This is a genomic window from Phenylobacterium sp. (assembly GCF_030651185.1).
In the GTDB taxonomy this organism is placed as follows: Bacteria; Pseudomonadota; Alphaproteobacteria; order Caulobacterales; family Caulobacteraceae; genus Phenylobacterium.
The window spans coordinates 114,326-133,965 of sequence record NZ_JAUSCJ010000029.1 but is presented as its reverse complement, the minus strand read 5'-3'; the positions used below and the strand labels follow the sequence as shown (position 1 = coordinate 133,965).

Here is a 19,640-nt window from a genome sequence, read left to right as displayed (position 1 = left end):
CCAAGCCCCCTGTTCGTCGCGTTTTCGCCTCAGATGACGCGCCAAGCTGCGCCTTGAGGGACTTATTCGGAGCGCTGAGAACGATGGTCGCTGCACGGAACTTAAGTCGCGTCTCGCTTTGCTTGCTTACAGTTGCGGCATCTGGCGTGGCGCCCGCAGCGCCGATGGCCGCGTCGGCGATTCGGGATGGGGCGCCCACACCCGCCGCCTGCGAGGCCCTCGGCTTCCCCAGGGCCGATGATCGGCGCGACTCCTACAGCCGGCGCGGCCGCATGGTCGGAGGCGCGGTGTACGCCCCGCCGGCCATGTCCATGCCACCACCGCCCGCCCCCTACCCCGCAGCCAAGGCCGCGCCGATGCAGGAGATGGTCGTGACCGGGGCGGCCCGTTCCGCGCCCTTCATGCCCGGTCCCACGCCCGGCGAGGTTAACAACGAGCGCTATCCACACGCCCAGGCCAACCCCATCAAGCAGACGGCCCAGGAGCCGGTCTCCACCTTCTCGGTGGATGTGGACACCGCCGCCTACGCCAATGTCCGGCGCTTCCTGAACGATGGCCAGAGCCCACCCCGCGACGCCGTCCGGGTCGAGGAGCTGATCAACTACTTCGACTACGGCTACGCCAAGCCCACCGACGCCCAGGTTCCGTTCAAACCCTTTGTGGCGGTGACCCCGTCCCCCTGGTCCTCCGACCGCCAGATCGTCCACATCGGTCTGCAGGGCTACGACATCCCCCGCGCCCAGCAGCCGCCGCTGAACCTGGTGTTCCTGATCGACACCTCCGGCTCGATGTCGGACGAGGCCAAGCTGCCTCTGGCGCGCAAGGCCCTGAACCTGCTGGTCGACCAGCTCCGCCCCCAGGACCGGGTGTCGATGGTGGCCTATGCCGGCTCGGCCGGCGCCGTGCTGGCCCCCACCAGCGGCCGCGAGAAGCTGAAGATGCGCTGCGCCCTGGCCGCTCTGGAGTCAGGCGGGTCCACGGCCGGCGGCCAGGGCCTGGCTCTGGCCTATGACCTGGCCGTGCAGAACTTCGACGCCAAGGCGGTCAACCGGGTGATCCTGATGACCGATGGCGACTTCAATGTCGGTGTCGCCGACCCCGCCAAACTCACGGACTTCGTGGCCGCGAAACGCAAGACCGGGGTCTATCTCTCGGTCTACGGTCTGGGCGAGGGGAACTACAATGACACGCTGATGCAGGCCCTGGCCCAGAATGGCAACGGCACGGCCGGCTACATCGACACACTGAACGAGGCCCGCAAGAGCTTCCGGGACGACTTCTCGGGCTCGCTGTTCCCCATCGCCGACGACGTGAAAATCCAGGTGGAGTTCAACCCCAAGGCCGTCAGCGAATACCGGCTGATCGGTTACGAGACCCGGCTGCTGAACCGCGAGGACTTCAACAATGACCGGGTGGACGCGGGCGAGGTGGGCTCGGGAACCTCGGTCACCGCCCTCTATGAGGTGACGCCTGTGGGCGCCCTGCCCTCAAGCGACCCCCTGCGCTACGCCGCCCCGGCCGCGCGGGCTCCAGCGCCCAGCGGCGAAATCGCCTTCCTCAAGGTCCGCTACAAGCTGCCGGGCGGCGAAACCTCCAAGCTCATCGAACGTCCCATCGGACCGGCCGACACCTACGCCCGGATCGATCAGGCCCCGGAGCCCACGCGCTGGGCCCTGGCCGTCGCCGGCTTCGGCCAGAAACTGCGCGGCGATCCCTGGATCTCCAGGGACTTCGGCTGGAAGGCGGTGGGCGACCTCGCCCAGGGCGCCAGGGGGGCTGATCCCTACGGACTGCGCGCCGAGTTTGTCCAACTCGCCCGCGCCGCCGGCGAAACGAAAACCGTCAACGAATCAGGAAATTAGATCCACGGCGATGCGTTCTGCCTTCAACCGGAGGCGCGGCCGCAACAAACGGCCGCGCCGTTCGTTGCCTGATGAGACCCCACCCCCACATGAGGGCGCTCGCGTGTATGACGTCACCGCTCCGGACCAGGAAAACCTGATCCGTCTGGACCCCTCCGAGGCGCCCTATTTCGGTGCGCCGGGCCGCGTGGGGTTCCACCTGATCGACACCACCATGATGTACGCGCCGCGCTCCGGCGGCGTGAAGCGCTACTTGAACGCCAAGCAGGCCTGGCTGGCCAAGCGCCGCCCCGACATCCGCCATACCCTGGTGACGCCGGGGGCGACCACAGGCCTTTCCGAACCCGGCGTGGTCACCGTCGCCGCGGCCCGCCTGCCGTTCGGCGACGGCTACCGCATGCCCGCCAACGCCGCGAAATGGGAAACCGTGCTGCGGATGCTGTCGCCCGATATCCTTGAGGCCGGGGACATCTTCGTGCCGGGCCACGCGGCTCTCGACACCGGCGAGATGCTGGGCGTCCCGGTCGTGGGCTTCTGCCACACCGACGCCGCGGCGCTCGCGGCCTTGCATTTCGGCGACTGGGCGGAAGCCCCGGCCATGAAGCGCTGGGCCGACGTCTATCAGCGCTTCGACCGGGTGGTGGCGCCCAGCCGCCACATGGCCTTGCGTTTGGCCGAGGCGGGCGTGGAAAAGGTGAGCGTCCAGATGTTGGGGGTCGACACTGAGCTCTTCCATCCCGGTCGGGCCGATCCTGCCGCCCTGCGCAAGCGGCTGGGCCTGCCCTGGAACGCCCGCATCCTGGTCTTCGCCGGCCGGCCGGCTCGTGAGAAGAACATCGAGTCCATCGTCTGCGCCGTGGAACGCCTGGGCGATCCCTACCACCTGATCCTGGTGGGCGCGGGCAAGGATGTGCGCATCTCGCCCCAGGTCATCAGCCTTGACTACGAGGCCGATCCCGTGGCCCTGGCGCGCCTGATCGCCAGCTGCGACGCCTGCGTCCATGCCAATGAGAACGAGCCCTTCGGCCTTGTCGTGCTGGAAGCCCTGGCCGCCGGTCTGCCGGTGGTGGGGCCCTCGCGCGGGGGCGTCTCCGAGCTGATCGACAACGAGGTCGGCCAACTGGCGCACGAGGTCGACCCCGGCGGTCTCGCCGAAGCGATCGAGGCCCTGTTCGCCCGCAATCTCGGGGACCTTTCGGCCGCCGCCCGCGCTCGAGCCGAGTTGCGCCATAGCTGGGAGCGGACCTTTGAGGGCCTTACCCGCCTCTATGGCGAACTCGTCATGGGCTCGGCCGCGCCGCAGCCGATGGCCTGGAGAGCCTAGCGACCGGTCGGCATGTCCTTGAAGGGCACGTCCTTGTCGACCCGGATGTCTCCGGGCAGGCCCAGAACCCGCTCGGCGATGATGTTGCGCAGGATCTCGTCAGTCCCGCCGGCGATCCGCAGACCCGGGCCGAACATCAGCGAGAAGTGGAAGGCGCCGTTCAGCGAGGCCAGTTCCGGATCGTCGATGATCCCGTACTGGTCCAGCATCTCGATGGCCGTATTGCCCAGCTCCTGCATCTGCACCGCCGAGATGATCTTGCCGATCGAGCTCTCGGGGCCGGGCGTCTGGCCTCGTGAAAGCGCTGTCATGGTGCGGTTACGCGTGTGCTTCAGCCCCTCGGCCTGCACGTACCAGTCCGCCAGCTTCTCGCGCAGCGCCCCGTCCTTCAGGGCCGAACCACCGTCGAGGCCGGGCGTGTTGCGCGCCGCCTCCATGAACTGTTGCCAGCCGGCGCCGGTCTGACCGCCTACGGCCAGCCGCTCGTTCATCAGCGTCACCAGGCTGACCTTCCAGCCCTCGTCCACCGCGCCGAGCCTCTGGCTGTCCTTGACCCGCACGTCGGTAAAGAACACCTCGTTGAACCCCGACCCGCCCGACATCTGATGGATCGGCTTCACCTCGACGCCAGGGTCCTTCATGTCGATCCAGAACATGGTCAGGCCCTTGTGCTTGGGCTTGTCCGGGCTGGTCCGCGTGATCACGATGCCGAAGTCCGAGAACTGGGCGCCTGTCGTCCACACCTTCTGGCCCGAGATGATCCAGTCGCCAGAACCGTCCGGCGCGCGTTCAGCCTTGGTGCGCGCGCCCGCCACGTCCGAGCCACCGGAGGGTTCGGAGAACAGTTGGCTCCAGATCTCCTCGCCGCGCAGGGCAGGACCGACAAACCGCTTCTTGGTCTCCTCGTCGGCGAAGGTCATCACCGTGGGGACGCACATCCCCAGGCCGATCTGGAATGGATTGCCGGGGATCGGATACTTCGCCTCCTCCTGGCTGAAGATGACGTTCTGAACCGGGGTTCCGCCCTGCCCGCCCCATTCCTTGGGCCAGGTGATGCAGGCGTAGCCGGCCTCGGCCTTCCTGGCCTGCCAGGCCTTGGAGGCGGCCATGCCGTCCCCGCCCTCGGGGTCGCCGCCGACGCGGGTCTTGGGGGCGTTGGCCTCAAGCCATTCGCGGACCTGCTGGCGGTAGGCGGCTTCGTCGGGGCTGTCGTTGAAATCCATGATCCGATGTCCCTTAGGCGGCCGCCGCGTTGCGGCGTTCGAGGTGGCTGACGAGGCGTTCCTTCCAGACCCGGGGCGCACCGGCCACCAGGCTGAGCTGACGCGAGCGGCGGTAGAACAGATGGCAGTCCATCTCCCAGGTGAAGCCGATGCCGCCGTGGGTCTGGATGTTTTCCTTCGAGGCGAACCAGTAGGCCTCCGACGCCGCGATGCGGGCGGCGCTGGCGGCCACCGGCAACTCGGGCGCGTTGGTGTTCAACGCCCAGGCTCCGTAATAGGCGTTGGAGCGGGCCAGCTCGTTCTTGACGTACATGTCGGCCAGCTTGTGCTTGATGGCCTGGTAAGAGGCGATGACGCGGCCAAACGCGTAGCGCTCAAGGGCGTATTCCTTGGCCATCTCGAGGCAGCGGTCGGATCCGCCGCACTGTTCGAAGGCGATCAGGACGGCGGCCCGATCGAACACCTGCTCCGTAAGTTCGATGCCCTCGCCCGATTTCCCGACCAGACGGGCCGGGGCGTTCTTGAAGATCAGCTTGGCGGCGTCACGGCTGGGATCCAGCGTCTTCACCGCCTCTCGGGTGACGCCCTCGCCCGTCAATTCAACAAGGTAGAGGCCGGGCTTGCCGCCCTCCTTGGCGAGGACCAGGGCGACGTCGGCGATGTCGCCGTCGGTCACGGGGATTTTCACCCCGGTGAGCTTGCCGTCGGTGACGGTGGACTGGAGCGTGGCGGCGGTCGTGGCGCCGGGGCCCTCGGAGGTGGCGATGGCGCCAATGATTTCGCCGGCGGCGATCTTCGGCAGCAGATAGGTCTTCTGCTCATCATCGCCGGCCAGCATGATCGCCTCGGCCAGGAAGTAGACGGTCGACGCGAAGGGGATCGGGGCCACCGCCCGGCCCAGTTCCTCGGCGATGACGCAGAGTTCCAGATGTCCCAGGCCCAGGCCGCCGAATTCCTCAGGAATGGCGGCGCCCAGCCAGCCTTGCGCCGCCACGGATTTCCACAGCTCGGCGTCATGGCCCGCGGCGCTGTTTTCCAGCACCCCCCGGGCGCGGCTGGTGGGGCAGTTGGCCTCAAGGAACTTGCGCGCCTCGCCCTTCAGGAATTTTTGGTCGTCCGAAAAATCGAAATTCATGTTCGCCCATCCGCCGTTTTCGGCCGGTTGAAGTTTCCTCGCGCGTCAACATACGCGCCTCGCGCGCCGTGGAAAGATTGACCTCGCGTCAAGGATTTCAGGGTCTTATGCGCACCCTGCAGGCGACCTCGAAGGGCGTATGGATGGCCAAGGCGATATTCCAGAAGAACCAGCGCGTCTGGGTCGAGAGCGTTGGCGCCTGGGCCATCATTGAGAAGCTGGTGCCGGTCTGGGCGCGCGGCTTCGATGAGCCCGTGCGCGTCACCTATGACGTGGGTCTGGGCCGCGACTTCCAGGCCCACGAGCTGAAGCCCGAGCAGGAGTCCGAGGCGTTGCTGGCTGAGGACGGCGCCCCCTGGCGGCTGCTGCGGGCCCGCAACAAGTGGCAGACGCCCGAGAACTGCCGCCATCATCCCTATCCGGGCAGCTATCCGGTCGTGGTCACGGACGCCAACGACTGGGGTGGCTGGCGCACGCCGGGCGCCGAATACGACCGCGATCCCCACAAGATCGAGTTCCAGGCGCGGCTCATCGCCTCGGCGCCCCGACTGCTATCGGTCGCCCGCCAGTTGACCTCGATGATCGAAGAAACCCCCGGCGCGCCGCCGGAACTGCAGCGGCTGGCCGAACAGGCGGCAAAGATCGACCAGTATCTGAGGGAGGTCCCGGCAAGCGTGGATGAGCCGATGGCGGAATCGGCCCCCCACGCCGCCGAGTAGCGGCCTAGAACTTGTAGCCGAAGCCCACCGAGAGAACCCACGGGTCGAGCTTGACCTTGGACTTCAGGGCGCCGCCGTTGATCTTGGCGTCGGTCTCGAAGAACACCTTCTTGACGTCGAGGTTGGCGCTCCACGGCCCCTTGACCGCGACATCGACGCCGGCCTGCAGGGCGTAGCCGAAGCCGTCATCCAGCTCCACCTTGAAGCCGTTCTGATCCTTGCCGCTGTGGAACAGCATGTAGTTCACGCCCGCGCCGACATAGGGGCTGACCTTGGCGGCCGGGGCGAAGTGGTACTGAAGCGACACGACCGGCGGTAGGACCCAGGTCTTGTGCACCGTCACGTCCGTCGCCGGGCCTTGGGCCTTGATGGTGTGCTGGCTGGTGGTGGCGATCACCTCAACGGCGACATGGTCGGTGAGGAAATAGGACAGGCCAAGAGACGGCTTATAGTCATCCCCGACATCGACATGCAGGCCGGTGGGAGCGCCGGCCGCCGTGGTGATGGCGTCGTCCGCGGTCGGCGAGATCGCCGTGGCGCGGACATTCAGCATCAGCAAGCCCTTTTCCTTGGGCTGGAACTCCTGCGCCTGGGCGGAGCCGGCGAGCGCCAGCGCACCGACCAGGGCGAGCGCGTGGGTGGAGGCTTTCATTTTCTTATCCCCTCAAGGCACGGAGGGAGCGCCGTGCTGTCGGGGTCATCGCGCCGGCGGCCGAGCTTGACTTTGACATGGCTCAAACACCCGTTTGAATGCGAGACGCCTGTCGTCTGTGCGCCACAAACTCAGCGATGAGTTTCCACGCCACGGCGCTCGCCCTTCGCGTCGGGATCGCCTAAATCTGTTCGATGCGCACAGAGACTCCCCAGCCCATCCGGCTTACCGACTATCGTCCCCCCGCCTTCCTGATCGAGACCACCGAACTGGTCTTCGCCCTGGAGCCCAACGCCACGCGCGTGAAGGCGAAGCTCAGCATCAAGCGCAATGGCGCGCACGCCGAGCCGCTGGTGCTGCACGGCGAACGGCTGAAGCCGATCTCGGTGGCCGTGGACGGCAAGCTGCTGGGCGAGGCTGAGCGCACCATCGACGCCGAATTCCTGACGGTGCCCAACGTCCCCGACATCTTCGTCCTGGAGACCGAGGTCGAGATCGATCCCGAGGCCAACAAGGCCCTGGACGGCCTCTACATGTCCGGCGGCCGGTACTGCACCCAGTGCGAGGCCGAGGGCTTCCGCAAGATCACCTGGTTCGCCGACCGTCCCGATGTGTTGTCGCGCTTCACGGTCCGGGTCGAGGCCGACAAGCGGTTCCACCGCCTGCTTTCCAACGGCAACCTGATGGAGTCCGGCGTGATGGCCGGCGGCCGCCACTACGCCGTGTGGAACGACCCCTTCCCCAAGCCCGCCTATCTGTTCGCGCTGGTGGCGGGTGAACTGGACGAGCTGGCCGACAAGCTCGTCACCATGACCGGCCGCACCGTCGACCTGAAGATCTATGTCGACCCCGGCATGTCGGACCGGGCCACCTACGCCATGGACTCTCTGAAGCGGGCGATGAAGTGGGACGAGGAGGTGTTCGGCCGAGAGTATGACCTGGACCTGTTCATGATTGTCGCCGTGCGGGACTTCAATTTCGGGGCCATGGAAAACAAGGGGCTGAACATCTTCAACTCCTCCCTGCTGCTGGCCGACGAGAAGACCGCGACCGATCTGGACTATGAGCGGATCGAGAGCGTGGTGGCCCACGAGTACTTCCACAACTGGACCGGCGATCGCATCACCTGCCGCGACTGGTTCCAGCTGTGCATGAAGGAGGGCCTGACGGTCTTCCGCGACCAGAGCTTCTCGGCCGACATGCGCGGCGAGGCCGTCCAGCGGATCAAGGACGTGAAGACCCTGCGGGCGCGGCAGTTCTCCGAGGACCAGGGTCCGCTGTCCCACCCGGTGCGGCCCGCCAGTTATCTGAAGATCGACAACTTCTACACCGCGACCATCTACGAGAAGGGCGCGGAGGTGATCCGGATGCTCAAGACCCTGATCGGGGATGAGAAGTTCCGGGAGGGCATGGACCTCTATTTCGACCGCTGGGACGGTCACGCCACCACGGTGGAGGAATTCATCCGCTGCTTCGCCGACGTCACCGGCGATGACCTCACCGAGTTCTTCGCCTGGTACGAGCAGGCTGGCACACCCAACGTCACCCTCAAGCACAGCTATGACCCCGACACGCGCAGCCTGAAGCTGGACCTGACCCAGGCCACGGCGCCGACGCCGGGCCAGCCCACCAAGCGCGCCCTGCCGCTCCCGGTCCGCATCGGGCTGCTGGACGGCGAGGGCCGCACCCAGGCCTTCCTGCGCGACGGAGCCGCCCTGGACGAGACCGTCGTGGTGCTGAATGGCGCCACCACCAGCGTCACCTTCACGGGGGTGGACTCCGCGCCGGTGATCTCCGCCCTGCGCGGATTCTCGGCGCCGGTGACCCTGGAGACCGACGCCCAGCCCAAGGACCGCTACGTCCAGCTGGCCGGCGACCCGGACCTGTTCAATCGCTGGGAGGCCGGCCAGGATCTCGCCCGCGCCCTGATCACCAGCCGCGCCCTGGGCAAGCCCGACGAGGTCGGCGAGGAACGCTATGCCGAGGCCCTGGGCCGCGGCCTGGCCGACCAGGCCGCGGACCCCGCCTTCAAGACCCTTCTGCTCTCCCTGCCCTCGGAGGCCGATCTGGCCCTGGGCATGAAGCCCGCCGACCCGGGCGCGATCCACGAGGCCCGCGAGGCCCTGCGCACCCGGCTTGCCCTGCACCTGGAGGACGACCTGAAGCGCCTGCACATCGGGCTGCAGGAACTGGGCGAGTTCTCTCCGGACGCCGCCAGCGCCGGACGCCGCGCCCTGCGCAACGCCACCCTGGATTTGCTGGCCGCCAATCCGCGCGCCGAGGTCACCACCCTGGCCGATGGCCACTATCGGGCGGCGATCAACATGACCGACGCCATGGGCGGTCTGAACGCCCTGATGCTGCTGGGCGGCGAGGCCTTCGACGCCGCACTCGTGGACTTCTACGAGCGCTGGAAGAACGAGCCCCTGGTGATCGACAAATGGTTCGCCCTGCAAGCCAGAGATCCCTCAGACGGGGCGCTGGGCCGGGTCATGGGTCTGACGGCTCACCCCGCCTTCGACCAGACGAACCCGAACCGACTGCGCGCCCTGATCTCCAACTTCGCGGCCAATCAGGCCCAGTTCCACGACCCCAGCGGCTCAGGCTACCGCTTCCTGGCCGACACTATCTTGGCGGTCGACGGGTTCAATCCGATGACGGCCGCCCGGTTCGTGGAGCCCCTCGGCGGCTGGCGGCGCTATGCCCCCAAATTAAGCGCCTTGATGAAGGCTGAGCTCCAGCGTATCGCGGCGACGGAGGGGCTTTCCAAGAACGTCTACGAGCTGGCGACGAAGGCCTTGGCGGACTAGGGCGTTTTACGGCGATTGCCGCCGAGCCGAATCTTGTTGAAAATCAGACCTGTGACGACGTTGGCGGAGACTGGCGCCCACAGGCTGACCTAGGGAAACCGCCGTACATGTCGATTTCGCTCGCCCGCATCAATTTCATGGTCGTGGACGACAACATCCACGCCATCGACTTGGTCAAGACGATGTTGCGCGGTTTCGGCGTGGACTCCGTGGTGGAAGCCAAGACCATCACCGAAGCCAAGGCCAAGATCAAAGCCAGCACTCTGCCCGGCGCGGCGATGATCGACATCATCATCCTCGACTACATGATGGGCGAGGAGGAGGGAGTCGCCTTGGCTCGCTGGCTACGCAAGGAAGACACCAGCCCAACCCCCTACGTGCCGATCATCATGCTCACCGGCCACGCCGACCGGCAGCGGGTCTATGCCGCCCGCGACTCCGGGGTGAACGAGTTTTGCGTGAAGCCCTTCACGCCGGCCGACCTGATGAAGCGGATCATGGCGGTGATCGACCATCCGCGCGCCTATGTGCGCTCCAGCTCCGGCTATTTCGGTCCCGACCGGCGGCGTGTGGACGACCCAAAGTACAAGGGCCCGGAGCGCCGCAAGGACCGCAAGCGCAAATAGCGGCGCTTAGGGTCTCTGTGACCCTATGACTCTCGTGACGCGGGGGGGCCGCTCGCCTAGACTCGCACCTTGGGTGACTCGGGTTTAGGAGCGACGGGCGTTGGCCAGACGCGGGGGTGAGGACGCCGAGGCCAGTCGGCCTCAGGGGCGCGACAACGCGCCCGGCGTTCGAGCGCTGCCGACCCAGACCTTCGCGCGTATCGCCATCCTCTCCACCCTGCTGATGCTGGCGGTCTACACGGCCTTCGCCGTGGCCCGCATCCAACGCGAGCCGCAGATCACCACCGCCGCCAACGCCGCCCTGCCCAGCCGCGCCGAAGCGGTGGCCGCCCACCTCGACACCGAGGCCGCAGCCCTGCGCGGCGGGCTGCTGGCGGCGCGCGAGGCCCTGCAACGGGATGGCGACCAGCCGATGGCCGCAGCCGAGAGCGGCCTGCGCGCCAGCGTCGGCGCCGCCGTGGCCGTGGCCGTGATCTCCGACGAAGAGGTGGTGGCCGTGGCCGGGCTCCCTGGCGGCCTCGACTGGCAGGAACTGGCCAAGAGCGCGGCCGGCTCCAAGCGCGAAGTCTGGCAGGGCGTCACCAGCCAGTCCGCCCCCGCCCTGGCCGCAGCGACCGCCGCCGCCACCAGCAAGGGCCAACGCTGGATCGTGGTGGCCGGCGATCCGACCCACCTCGGCGCCTGGCTTTCCAAGACCAAGCCCGAGGCGATCGCCACCCCAGAAGGCCGCATCCTGGCCGCCAGCCCGGCCAATGGCGTCGGCGCCGCCGACACCGTCAACGCCGCCTTCGCCACCACGCCGCAGGAGCTGAAACTGGACGGCGGCCTGAGCCGCGCCCAAGGGCCGGACGGCGCCTCGCTGGACCTCGCCGCGCGGCCGGCGCTCGGTGGGGGGCTCTACGTTCTGGCGGGCGCCAGCTCCGCACCGATGGAGATCCAAACCTCCGCCGAGCAACTCGCCTGGCTGCTGACCCCGCTGGCGGCGGCCTTCCTGTTGGGCCTGCTGCTGCTGAACCAGAGCAACCGAGTGGAGAACGCCCAGAAGGCCTTTGTCGACTCCGAGCAGCGGTTCCGCCTGGCGGTGGAGGCCGCGCGCTGCGGCATCTGGGAGTGGGACCTCTCCGCGGACAAGATGTTCATGTCCGACGTCACCGGGGCCATCTTCGGCTGGGGCGGCGGCGGCATTGTCGATGGCCAGGCGGTGCTGGAAAGAGTTTCCGCCGACCATCGCGACCGGCTGCGCCAGGCGCTCTCGACCGCCGCCGTCTATGGCGGCTTCGATGTCTCGTTCCGGGTGCCGTCCCTGCAGGGCGGTCGCCCCACCTGGATCGACGCCCGCGGCCAGGCCTTCGGCGACAAGGATCGCGACGGCTATTCGCGGATCATCGGCGTCGCCCTCGACGTCACCGAGGAGCGCATGGCCCAGGCCCGCGCCCAGGCCGCAGAGAACCGCCTGCGCGACGCCATCGAGAGCGTGTCGGAGGCCTTCGTCCTGTGGGACCGCAACGGCCGCCTGCTGATGTGCAACAAGAACTACCGGACCTTCTTCTCGCTGGAGCCCCGGCTGCTGAAGCCCGGTGCGTCGCGCGAGCAGGTTAACCGGTTCGCCCAGCTGGCCATCAAGCAGGAGATGGACGCATCGGACGGCCGCAAGGGCGTCCGCGAGGCCGAACTCAACGACGGCCGCTGGATCCAGATCTCTGAGCGCCGCACCGCCGAGGGCGGCCTGGTGATGAGCGCCGCCGACATCACCGCCATCAAGACCCAGGAAGAGGCGCGCCGCCTGAACGAGGAGGCCCTGCAGAAGGCCGTGGTGGGCCTGGAGCGCAGCCAGGAACAGCTCTCCGAACTGGCCCGCAAGTACGAGATGGAAAAGGTTCGCGCCGAGGGGGCCAACAAGGCCAAGTCCGAGTTCCTGGCCAATATGAGCCACGAACTGCGCACCCCACTCAACGCCATCAACGGCTTCTCCGAGATCATGACGCAGGAGATGTTCGGTCCCCTGGGGGACGCGCGCTACAAGGGCTATTCCCAGGACATCCTGTCGTCGGGTCAGCACCTGCTGGCCCTCATCAACGACATCCTCGACATGTCGAAGATCGAGGCCGGCAAGATGAGCCTGAAGTTCGAGCCCATCGCCCTCGAGGAGGTGGCCGAGGACGCCGTGCGGCTGGTGCGCAACCGCGCCGAGGCGACCGGCCTGGCTCTGGCCATCGACTTCCCGCAGCACCTGCCGGAGATCGAGGCCGACTACCGGGCGGTCAAACAGATCCTGCTCAACCTGCTCTCCAACGCCATCAAGTTCACGCCGCGTGGCGGCCGGGTGACCATCCGCGCCGAGGGCCGGCACGACCCCCTGGGCGAGCGCATCCGCATCAGTGTGCAGGACACCGGCATCGGCATCGCCGAGGACGACCTGGCCCGCCTGGCCCGCCCCTTCGAGCAGGTTGAGAACCAGCACTCCAAGACCACGCAGGGGACGGGCCTGGGCCTGGCGCTCACCAAGTCCCTGGTGGAGATGCACGGCGGCGCGCTAGACATGCAAAGCGCTCCCGGCGAAGGCACCATGGTCAGCTTCTCCCTGCCGATCCGCCAGACCGGCGCGGCCTTGGCGGGGATCGCCGCAGCCTAGGGCTGCCGGCGTTCGCGCGGGCCCCGGCCCCCCGGCCCGCTGAGGGCCAACCCCTTGGCCAGGTCCGCGCGTTCAGCCGGCGGCAGGGTGGCGGCGAAGGCGACGATCCGATCCTCCACCCCCCCGCGGGCGGTCATCTCGAGCGCCCGAGCCTCGGCCAGGCGCCGGGAAACGGCCGGCCCGTTCAGGGGCTCGGCGCCGAGGTCGCCCCAGGCGTCCCGCCGCGCCTGCCGCGCCTGCCGCATCTGGCCGCCGACGGGACCTGCTTGCCCGCGCAGGAGCTGGCGATAGGCGCGTTGGTGTTCCGGCGGCAGGGTATCGGCGGCGCTCCATAGCGGCTGGCGCGGACGGTTGGCGCCGCCGACCGCCTCCCGCATCCGGTGGCCCAGGACCACGACGCCCACCACCGCCCCGATGACGAAGAGGTTGAGGGCGACCGACGCCACCAGGGCCAGGGTCAATGTGCGTTGGCTGGGCATCAGGCGCCTTCGGTGGTCTCAGAGAGATCGTCATAGCCGGCCATGGCCGCCCTTACCGCCTCCGGAGCATCGGTCGGAGCGGCGAGATTTCCAGACAGGACGACGCCAAACACCAGGCCCGCCGCGCTCGCCGCCGCCAAGCCCGCGCCCACCCCGGCGCCCAGCAGCCATGCGCGCAATCCGCCACGCGGGCGGGCCAAGGGAGCGGCCGCGATCACCACTTCGCGCAGCCCCTGCGGCACGCTGAGCGGCGCCCAGAGGTCCAGCGCCGCGTCCAACCTGTCGGCGGCGGCAAGGCTTTGGCGGGCGAACTCCGGCTCGGCCGCCATCAGGATCGCGGCGGCCTCCCGCTCGGCGGCGGGCCAGCGGGCCACGGCGCTGCCGTGGGCGTCGGCCAGTTCCAGGAAACGGTCTCGGGTCATGGGCGTCCCCTCATGGCGCCACCATATCCGAAAGCGCCACGCGCAGGGCGCGGCGCCCCCGCGACAGCAGGCTTTCCAGGGCCTCGACACTGACCCCCATGATCGCCGCGGCTTCGATATTGGTGAGATCCTGATAGTGGCAGAGCGCGACCGCCTCGCGCTGACGGTCCGGCAGGGCCTGCATCGCCGAGCCGACCCTGCGGCCCACATCGGCGGCCTCCAGGCCGCGGTCGGGGGCCGGTCCGACGTCGACCTGTTCCGGCGGTGTCTCCGTTGGTATCTCGCGGCGGCGGCGCAGCCGGTCGTAGCAGAGGTTTAAAGTCACCCGGTGCAGCCAGGTGTCGAAGCGCGCCACGCCAGGCGTCCAGGTGGGCGCCTGGCGCCAGACCCGGATCATCGCCTCCTGGGCCACGTCCTCGGCCTCGGACGCCTCCCCCAGCATTCGGCCGGCCAGGGCCAGCACGCGCGGCAGCTTGCGCCCGGTGAGCGCCCGCACCGCGGCAGGATCGCCCTGCGCCACCCGCGCCAGCAGTTCCTCGTCCGGATCTGAGTCCAAACCTGACCTCACCCGGGGCGACGTTGAGTTGGCTAACCGTCACGGCCCCGGTTCTTGCGCATGGTGGCAAGTTCATCCTTGCTGAGCCAGCCGTCCCGATTGGTGTCGCCGACGTCGAAGCGGCGCTTGGACCCCGTGTCCAGTTCGGCGCGCGACAGGGCGCCATCCTTGTTGGCGTCGCCCTTGCTCCACATCTCGGTGATACGGGCGCTCGCCTTGGCGCCGCCGAACCGGGCGACCATGTCCTCCATCGGCTTGCTCTCGGCCTTGGTGATCCTGCCGTCCTTGTCGGAGTCGAGCCTGCCCAACATGGTGTCGGCCTGGACCTTCTTGAACTCCGCGAAGGTCACCTTGCCATCGCCGTCGAGGTCCGGATTGGGACCGCGGCCCATCTGCGCCTGGGCGGAGCCGGCCGCGGCCAGAAAGCCGACGGTGATCAGAAGACGCTTCATAGGGGTCCTTTCGACGAGCTTGCGGACCGTCATCAATTCAACGGTCCGGGCGCCTATCTCCGTCGCTCAAGTTTGCACAATGATGTCATAGGCCCGCCGTGCCGCGGCCCGCGCGCGGGCCAGCTTGGCGCGCAGGCCCTTGAAGTCCTTCACGCCGCCGGCCCGAGCCAGCAGGGCCTTGAAGGCCTTGGGTTCCTCGCCGGGATCCTCGCCGTCGGGCAGGGCCACCTTGAGCAACTGGGTCAGGTTCTGCTGCAGCCGCCAGGCTTCCTGGAGATCGGCCAGGGGCTGCTTGTCAGCCAGACCCGCCGCAAGGACCGCGTCGAGCGCTTCGGCGGTGTTGGGCGAGAGCGGACCGCCGTCCGGCGCGTGGACCAGCTGCAGGAACTGGGCGGCGAACTCGATGTCCACCAACCCGCCGGGGGAGAGCTTCAGGTCCCAGTCGCCCTTGGGCGGCCGCTCCTGTTCCAGCAGCTGGCGCATCTCGCGCACCTCGGCCACCGTCCTGGCCGCCTCCCGCGGCCGGCGAAGGGCGCCGTCGATGGCCTCGCTCACAGCCTTGGCGAAGACGGGCGAGCTGGCCCAGACGACCCGGGCGCGGGTCAGGGCCAGCAGTTCCCAGGTCTCCGCCTCGCGGTCGTAATAGTCCTCGAAGGCCGGGAAGCTCACCGCCACCGGGCCCTTGGTGCCGGAGGGCCGGAGTTGCATGTCCACCTCGTAGAGTTCCCCCTCGCCGGTCGGCGTCGAGAGCGCCGCGATCAGACGTTGGGTGAAGCGGCCGTAGAAGACGTCGGCGCTCCACTCCTTCACCGACGAGGCGGCGGCGGGATCATCGGCGCGGTAGACGGTCATCAGGTCGAGGTCGGAGCCGGCGCTCATCTCGCGAGACCCGCACTTGCCCAGCGCCACGACAGCGACCTGACCGGGGAAGGTCCCGCCCAGGCGCTCGGCCTCGGTCAGCGACACCGGGGCCAGGGTGTCGATGCAGAGGTCCGCCAGGTCGGCGAAGGCGCGGCCGGCAATCTCGGCGGTGGCCGAGCCGCTCATCACCTGGACCCCGATGCGGAAGGCCTGCTCGCGATGCACCCGGCGCACGGCGTCCATCGCGCCCTCGAAGCCCTCGGCGCGGGCCACGGCGGCGGCCATCATCCGGCGGTCCTCCTCGATGGCGATATCGGAGAAGAAGTCGCCGTCGAGCATGGCGTCGAGCGCCGCGGGGCGCCGGGCCAGGGTGTTGGCCAGGCGCGGCGCATAGGCCATCACCTGGACGATCAACTCGAACAGCTGCGGTTGGGCCAGGAACAGGGACTGGAGCTGCACCCCCGACGACAGCTTGCCGAAGAAGTCGCTGAAGCGGTGGAAGGCCATGTCGGGCGCGCCGGTGGCGTTGGCGGCCTCCAGCAGGCGCGGGGCCAGACGGGTGAAGAGCTCGCGGCCCCGTTCGGTGCGGGTGGCCGAGATGTGGCCGTGGTGCCAGCCGCGGATCGTCTGGGAGACCTTGGCGGGCTGCGAGAACCCCATGCGGGCTAGGGTCGCCAGGGTCTCGGGGTCGTCGTCGACGCCGGTGAAGATCAGGCTGCCGAAACGCGACGAGAGTTGCTCCTCGTCGGGGAACAGCTCGCCATAGCGGCGGTTGACGCTCTTCAGCGTCTTCTCGATGGCGGTGTCGAAGGCCTTGAGCCGGGGATAGCCGGCCAGCGCCGCGACCCGGCCGCGCTCAATGTCGGACTCCGGGAGCTTGTGGGTCTGCTCATCGGCCAGCATCTGGATGCGGTGCTCGATGGCGCGCAGCACGCCATAGGCCTCCGTCATCTCCTCGGCGGCCTTGGGCGCGACATGGCCGGCGGCGAAGAGGGCGGCCAGGGCGTCCAGGGTGCGGGGGGAGCGCAGGTCTGGGTGGCGGCCGCCCAGGATCAGTTGCTGGGTCTGGACGTAGAACTCGATCTCGCGGATGCCGCCCCGCCCCAGCTTCAGGTCCATGCCCTTGGCCTGCAGGCGGTCGTCGACCTTGTGGACGTGGATCTGGCGCTTGATGGAGTGGATGTCGGCGATGGCCGCGAAGTCGAGGTTCTTGCGCCAGATGAAGGGGATCAGCTCCGCCAGGAAGGCGTCGCCTCGAGGGATGTCGCCGGCGCAGGCGCGGGCCTTGATGAAGGCCGCCCGCTCCCAGTTCTGGCCGACGCTCTCGTAGTAGTCCATGGCCGCGGCGACGGGCACGGCGAGCGGCGTCGAGGAGGGGTCGGGGCGCAGGCGCAGGTCGGTGCGGAACACGTAGCCGTCGCCGGTCTTGTCCTGCATCAACTCCGATAGCTTGTTGGTCAGGCGGACCGCGAAGCCTTGGGACTCAACGCCTTCGACCAGCGGCAGGGCGTCGGGCTCGTAGAAGACGTTGATGTCTATGTCGCTGGAATAGTTGAGTTCATAGGCGCCGTGCTTGCCCATGGCGATGCAGAAATAGCCGGGGACAGGCCCGGCGGCGCCCTGCCCCACCGCGGTCTGGCGGCCGGCCTCGACCTCGCTGCGGGCGGCGACGGTGAGGGCGGTGATCAGGGCCGCGTCGGCGAAGCGGGCCAGGGCGCCGGTGACCGCGTCCAGGTCCCAGACCCCGCCCAGATCGGCCAGGGCGATGAGCAGATGGGCCTCTGCCTTGAGCTTGCGCAGGCCGACCTTGGCGGCCTCGTAGCTGAGGTCGGAGAGGGCGGCGGTGCGGGCCAGCAGGTCGGTGAACCGGGCGTCGGGGTCGGCCTGCAGCAGGTCGCGCAGGCGGGGTAGGTCGCGCCGCGCCAGGCTGGTGAGGTAGGCCGACGCGCCGAAGACCGGGGCCAGGGCCGGCCAGGCCCGCGCCAGCAGCTCGGCCCAGCCGCCCTCCTCGGCGGCGGCGCGGACGACGGTGAGGGCGCGCTCGGCGGCCTTGGGGTCGGCGACGGGGCCGCAGGGGGTCAGGCCATCGATCAGGCGAGTCATCGGCGCATTGTCGGTGGCCACGGATGGAAGACAAGGCTGTTTAACGGCCCGCACATGGCCGCGGAGTCTTGAGGGACAAGGGATTGCGGCGGGCGAGAGCGGCCCACGAAGGCCGACAGGTGACCGTCAGGGTCCCGCCAAGTGTCACTTCCGGACGAAGGCGCAGAGCTTGTTGCCGTCGGGGTCGCGGACATAGGCGGCGTAGAAGACCGGGTTCATGCCTTCGCGAACGCCGGGCGGGCCTTCGTCCGAGCCGCCCGCCGCCAAGGCGGCGGCGTGGAAGGCGTCGATGGCGGCGCGGTCGACCGCCAGGAACGAGAGCATCACCCCGTTGCCGGCGGTGGCGGGCTGGCCGTCAAAGGGGCGGGTGAGGAAGAACCGCCCCCGGTCCCCGGCCCGGACGTAGCCGGTCCAGGTCTCGCTGGTGGTGTCGCGCACCGCCCCGAGCGGCGCGAACACCGCGTCGTAGAAGGCCGTGGCCCTGGCCATGTCGTTCACGCCGAGCGTCGTGTAGGCGATCATGTCCGGCAAACTCCTTTGTCATCGGGTTCGGCGCCCCCTGCCCCACATCTAAGGCGGTCCGCCCGGCATCCAAAGCCTCTTGGGTCGGCGCCGAACCTGCATTACCCAAGCGCCATGACCGCCGCCGTCCACAGCCTCGATATCGCGCTCCGAAGCGGCGCGGGCCTGTTGCTGCTGCTGATCGGCGGGCTGATGCTGCGCGACCATGGCCGAACGACGGGCGCCAGACTGGGGGCGGCCTTCGCCATGGGCGGGGCGATCTTCGCCATCACCTCCTCCGCCGGGTTCCACCGGCCCCCGGTGGGATGGGACATACCGCTGATGGCGCTGGCCACCGGCAACAACGTGGTGTTCTGGCTGTTCGCCCGCGCCCTGTTCGACGACGGCTTCCGGTTGAAGCCCCGGCACGGCGCGCTGTGGGCGACCATGGTGGGTCTGCCGGTGCTGTGCGCCCTGGTGCTGCATCCCGCCCGGTGGCCCACGCAGAACGGCATCGACGATGTCCTGACCCTGGCCGCCCTGGGCTTCGCGGTGCTGGCCACGGCCCAGACGATCGGCTCGTACCGGGACGACCTGGTGGAGCCGCGCCGCCGGGTGCGGGTGATGATCGTCGCCGCCTCGGCCGGCTTCATCGCGCTCACCGCCGTCTCCAACCTGATGGGCGCCCAGGAAGCCTCCCCGGCCCTGGCGAGCCTGGTGGGCGCCGCAGGCCTTGCCGCCATCGCGCTCGGAGTCGCCTGGGCCCTGCTGGGGGTGGCGGGGGGGCGTGCCCTGTTCCCCGGGACGGCGCCCGCGCGCCCGGCGGCCGAGCCCGAGCCCGTCGATCCCCGGCTGATCGCCGCCCTGGACCGGGCGATGAAGACCGATCGCGCCTATCGGCAGGAGGCGCTGACCATCGGGGCCTTGGCCCACAGTCTGGGCGCGCCGGAGCACCGGCTGCGTAAGGCCATCAACCAGGGGCTCGGCTTCCGCAACTTCAACGCCTATCTCAACAGCTTCCGCATCGCTGAGACCCTGGCCGCCCTGGCCGACCCGGCCCAGGCGGAGGTCCCGATCCTCACCATCGCCCTCGACGCCGGGTTCAATTCCCTGGGCCCGTTCAACCGCGCCTTCCGCGCCGCCACCGACACGACCCCCACCGCCTACCGGCGCCAGGCGCTCGGCGCCGGGGACGCGCCATCGATTTCAGGATCGGCTGGCCGAATTCCAAACTCGGCGTGAGCGGCTGATCGCGACGCTCCAGACCCGGTGGGCGGATGGCC

16 protein-coding genes are annotated in these 19,640 nt (G+C 68.9%); 7 read left to right on the top strand and 9 right to left on the bottom strand.

All coding sequences use genetic code 11. The annotated features are described in order from the left end of the window. Positions 1 to 146: 146 nt before the first annotated feature. Entirely contained in the window at positions 147 to 1,862 is a 1,716-nt protein-coding gene (locus Q7J39_RS13865; protein WP_304826025.1) for a VWA domain-containing protein, read from the top strand. Positions 1,863 to 1,965: 103 nt separating this feature from the next. Continuing rightward, a complete protein-coding gene (locus Q7J39_RS13860; protein ID WP_304826022.1) occupies positions 1,966 to 3,186 on the top strand; it encodes a glycosyltransferase in 1,221 nt (406 codons plus the stop codon). Here the strand turns inward: Q7J39_RS13860 and Q7J39_RS13855 are convergent. Both Q7J39_RS13855 and Q7J39_RS13850 read right to left on the bottom strand, forming a co-directional pair. Continuing rightward, positions 3,183 to 4,409, bottom strand: a complete 1,227-nt coding sequence (locus Q7J39_RS13855; RefSeq protein WP_304826018.1) for an acyl-CoA dehydrogenase family protein — start codon at positions 4,407 to 4,409, stop codon at positions 3,183 to 3,185. The genes Q7J39_RS13860 and Q7J39_RS13855 overlap by 4 nt on opposite strands. A 13-nt stretch (positions 4,410 to 4,422) precedes the next feature. After that, a complete protein-coding gene (locus tag Q7J39_RS13850) occupies positions 4,423 to 5,544 on the bottom strand; it encodes an acyl-CoA dehydrogenase family protein (RefSeq protein WP_304826015.1) in 1,122 nt (373 codons plus the stop codon). Between the two features lie 143 nt (positions 5,545 to 5,687). On the opposite strand from Q7J39_RS13850, the gene Q7J39_RS13845 reads away from it, so the two are divergent. Further along, a complete protein-coding gene (locus Q7J39_RS13845; protein WP_304826612.1) occupies positions 5,688 to 6,263 on the top strand; it encodes a hypothetical protein in 576 nt (191 codons plus the stop codon). Positions 6,264 to 6,267: 4 nt separating this feature from the next. Here Q7J39_RS13845 and Q7J39_RS13840 read toward each other — a convergent pair whose 3' ends face one another. Beyond that, positions 6,268 to 6,915 carry an OmpW family protein gene (locus Q7J39_RS13840; protein WP_304826012.1) on the bottom strand — a complete coding sequence of 216 codons (648 nt, stop codon included), beginning with the start codon at positions 6,913 to 6,915 and terminating at the stop codon, positions 6,268 to 6,270. 194 nt (positions 6,916 to 7,109) lie between these two features. Here Q7J39_RS13840 and pepN point away from each other — a divergent pair, with 194 nt between their 5' ends. The 3 genes from pepN to Q7J39_RS13825 all read left to right on the top strand — a co-directional run bounded on the left by pepN (position 7,110) and on the right by Q7J39_RS13825 (position 12,983). Beyond that, positions 7,110 to 9,725, top strand: coding sequence for an aminopeptidase N (gene pepN, locus Q7J39_RS13835; protein ID WP_304826009.1), 2,616 nt, complete (start codon positions 7,110 to 7,112; stop codon positions 9,723 to 9,725). Positions 9,726 to 9,832: 107 nt separating this feature from the next. Further along, positions 9,833 to 10,351, top strand: coding sequence for a response regulator (locus Q7J39_RS13830; RefSeq protein WP_304826006.1), 519 nt, complete (start codon positions 9,833 to 9,835; stop codon positions 10,349 to 10,351). 100 nt (positions 10,352 to 10,451) lie between these two features. Further along, positions 10,452 to 12,983, top strand: coding sequence for an ATP-binding protein (locus Q7J39_RS13825; RefSeq protein WP_304826003.1), 2,532 nt, complete (start codon positions 10,452 to 10,454; stop codon positions 12,981 to 12,983). Here the strand turns inward: Q7J39_RS13825 and Q7J39_RS13820 are convergent. From Q7J39_RS13820 to Q7J39_RS13795, 6 genes are all read right to left on the bottom strand, one after another. Further along, positions 12,980 to 13,462: a periplasmic heavy metal sensor gene (locus Q7J39_RS13820; protein WP_304826000.1), complete on the bottom strand. Its 483-nt coding sequence runs from the start codon at positions 13,460 to 13,462 to the stop codon at positions 12,980 to 12,982. The two genes, Q7J39_RS13825 and Q7J39_RS13820, sit on opposite strands and share 4 nt — an antisense overlap. Continuing rightward, on the bottom strand, positions 13,462 to 13,884 hold the full coding sequence (locus tag Q7J39_RS13815) for a hypothetical protein (protein ID WP_304825997.1): 423 nt from the start codon (positions 13,882 to 13,884) through the stop codon (positions 13,462 to 13,464). Before Q7J39_RS13815 ends, Q7J39_RS13820 begins: the two co-directional genes overlap by 1 nt. Before the next feature lie 10 nt (positions 13,885 to 13,894). After that, complete coding sequence (locus tag Q7J39_RS13810; protein ID WP_304825994.1) at positions 13,895 to 14,440, bottom strand: RNA polymerase sigma factor; 546 nt, start codon at positions 14,438 to 14,440, stop codon at positions 13,895 to 13,897. 32 nt (positions 14,441 to 14,472) lie between these two features. Continuing rightward, positions 14,473 to 14,892 (bottom strand): EF-hand domain-containing protein, encoded by a 420-nt coding sequence (locus tag Q7J39_RS13805; protein WP_304825990.1) that lies wholly within the window; start codon positions 14,890 to 14,892, stop codon positions 14,473 to 14,475. 66 nt (positions 14,893 to 14,958) lie between these two features. Next, complete coding sequence (locus Q7J39_RS13800) at positions 14,959 to 17,856, bottom strand: bifunctional [glutamine synthetase] adenylyltransferase/[glutamine synthetase]-adenylyl-L-tyrosine phosphorylase (protein WP_304825987.1); 2,898 nt, start codon at positions 17,854 to 17,856, stop codon at positions 14,959 to 14,961. A gap of 144 nt (positions 17,857 to 18,000) precedes the next feature. Next, on the bottom strand, positions 18,001 to 18,378 hold the full coding sequence (locus Q7J39_RS13795) for a VOC family protein (protein WP_304825984.1): 378 nt from the start codon (positions 18,376 to 18,378) through the stop codon (positions 18,001 to 18,003). A gap of 114 nt (positions 18,379 to 18,492) precedes the next feature. Between Q7J39_RS13795 and Q7J39_RS13790 the strand changes: the two genes are divergently transcribed. Continuing rightward, positions 18,493 to 19,599, top strand: a complete 1,107-nt coding sequence (locus Q7J39_RS13790) for an AraC family transcriptional regulator (protein WP_304825981.1) — start codon at positions 18,493 to 18,495, stop codon at positions 19,597 to 19,599. The last annotated feature ends 41 nt before the right edge of the window (positions 19,600 to 19,640 follow it).

Coding starts and splice junctions, on each gene's coding strand:
- Q7J39_RS13790 (WP_304825981.1), top strand. CDS start 18,493: ATGACCGCCGCCGTCCACAGCCTCGATATCGCGCTCCGAAGCGGCGCG.
- Q7J39_RS13795 (WP_304825984.1), bottom strand. CDS start 18,378: ATGATCGCCTACACGACGCTCGGCGTGAACGACATGGCCAGGGCCACG.
- Q7J39_RS13845 (WP_304826612.1), top strand. CDS start 5,688: ATGGCCAAGGCGATATTCCAGAAGAACCAGCGCGTCTGGGTCGAGAGC.
- Q7J39_RS13820 (WP_304826000.1), bottom strand. CDS start 13,462: ATGCCCAGCCAACGCACATTGACCCTGGCCCTGGTGGCGTCGGTCGCC.
- Q7J39_RS13830 (WP_304826006.1), top strand. CDS start 9,833: ATGTCGATTTCGCTCGCCCGCATCAATTTCATGGTCGTGGACGACAAC.
- Q7J39_RS13850 (WP_304826015.1), bottom strand. CDS start 5,544: ATGAATTTCGATTTTTCGGACGACCAAAAATTCCTGAAGGGCGAGGCG.
- pepN (WP_304826009.1), top strand. CDS start 7,110: ATGCGCACAGAGACTCCCCAGCCCATCCGGCTTACCGACTATCGTCCC.
- Q7J39_RS13800 (WP_304825987.1), bottom strand. CDS start 17,856: ATGACTCGCCTGATCGATGGCCTGACCCCCTGCGGCCCCGTCGCCGAC.
- Q7J39_RS13815 (WP_304825997.1), bottom strand. CDS start 13,884: ATGACCCGAGACCGTTTCCTGGAACTGGCCGACGCCCACGGCAGCGCC.
- Q7J39_RS13805 (WP_304825990.1), bottom strand. CDS start 14,892: ATGAAGCGTCTTCTGATCACCGTCGGCTTTCTGGCCGCGGCCGGCTCC.
- Q7J39_RS13840 (WP_304826012.1), bottom strand. CDS start 6,915: ATGAAAGCCTCCACCCACGCGCTCGCCCTGGTCGGTGCGCTGGCGCTC.
- Q7J39_RS13855 (WP_304826018.1), bottom strand. CDS start 4,409: ATGGATTTCAACGACAGCCCCGACGAAGCCGCCTACCGCCAGCAGGTC.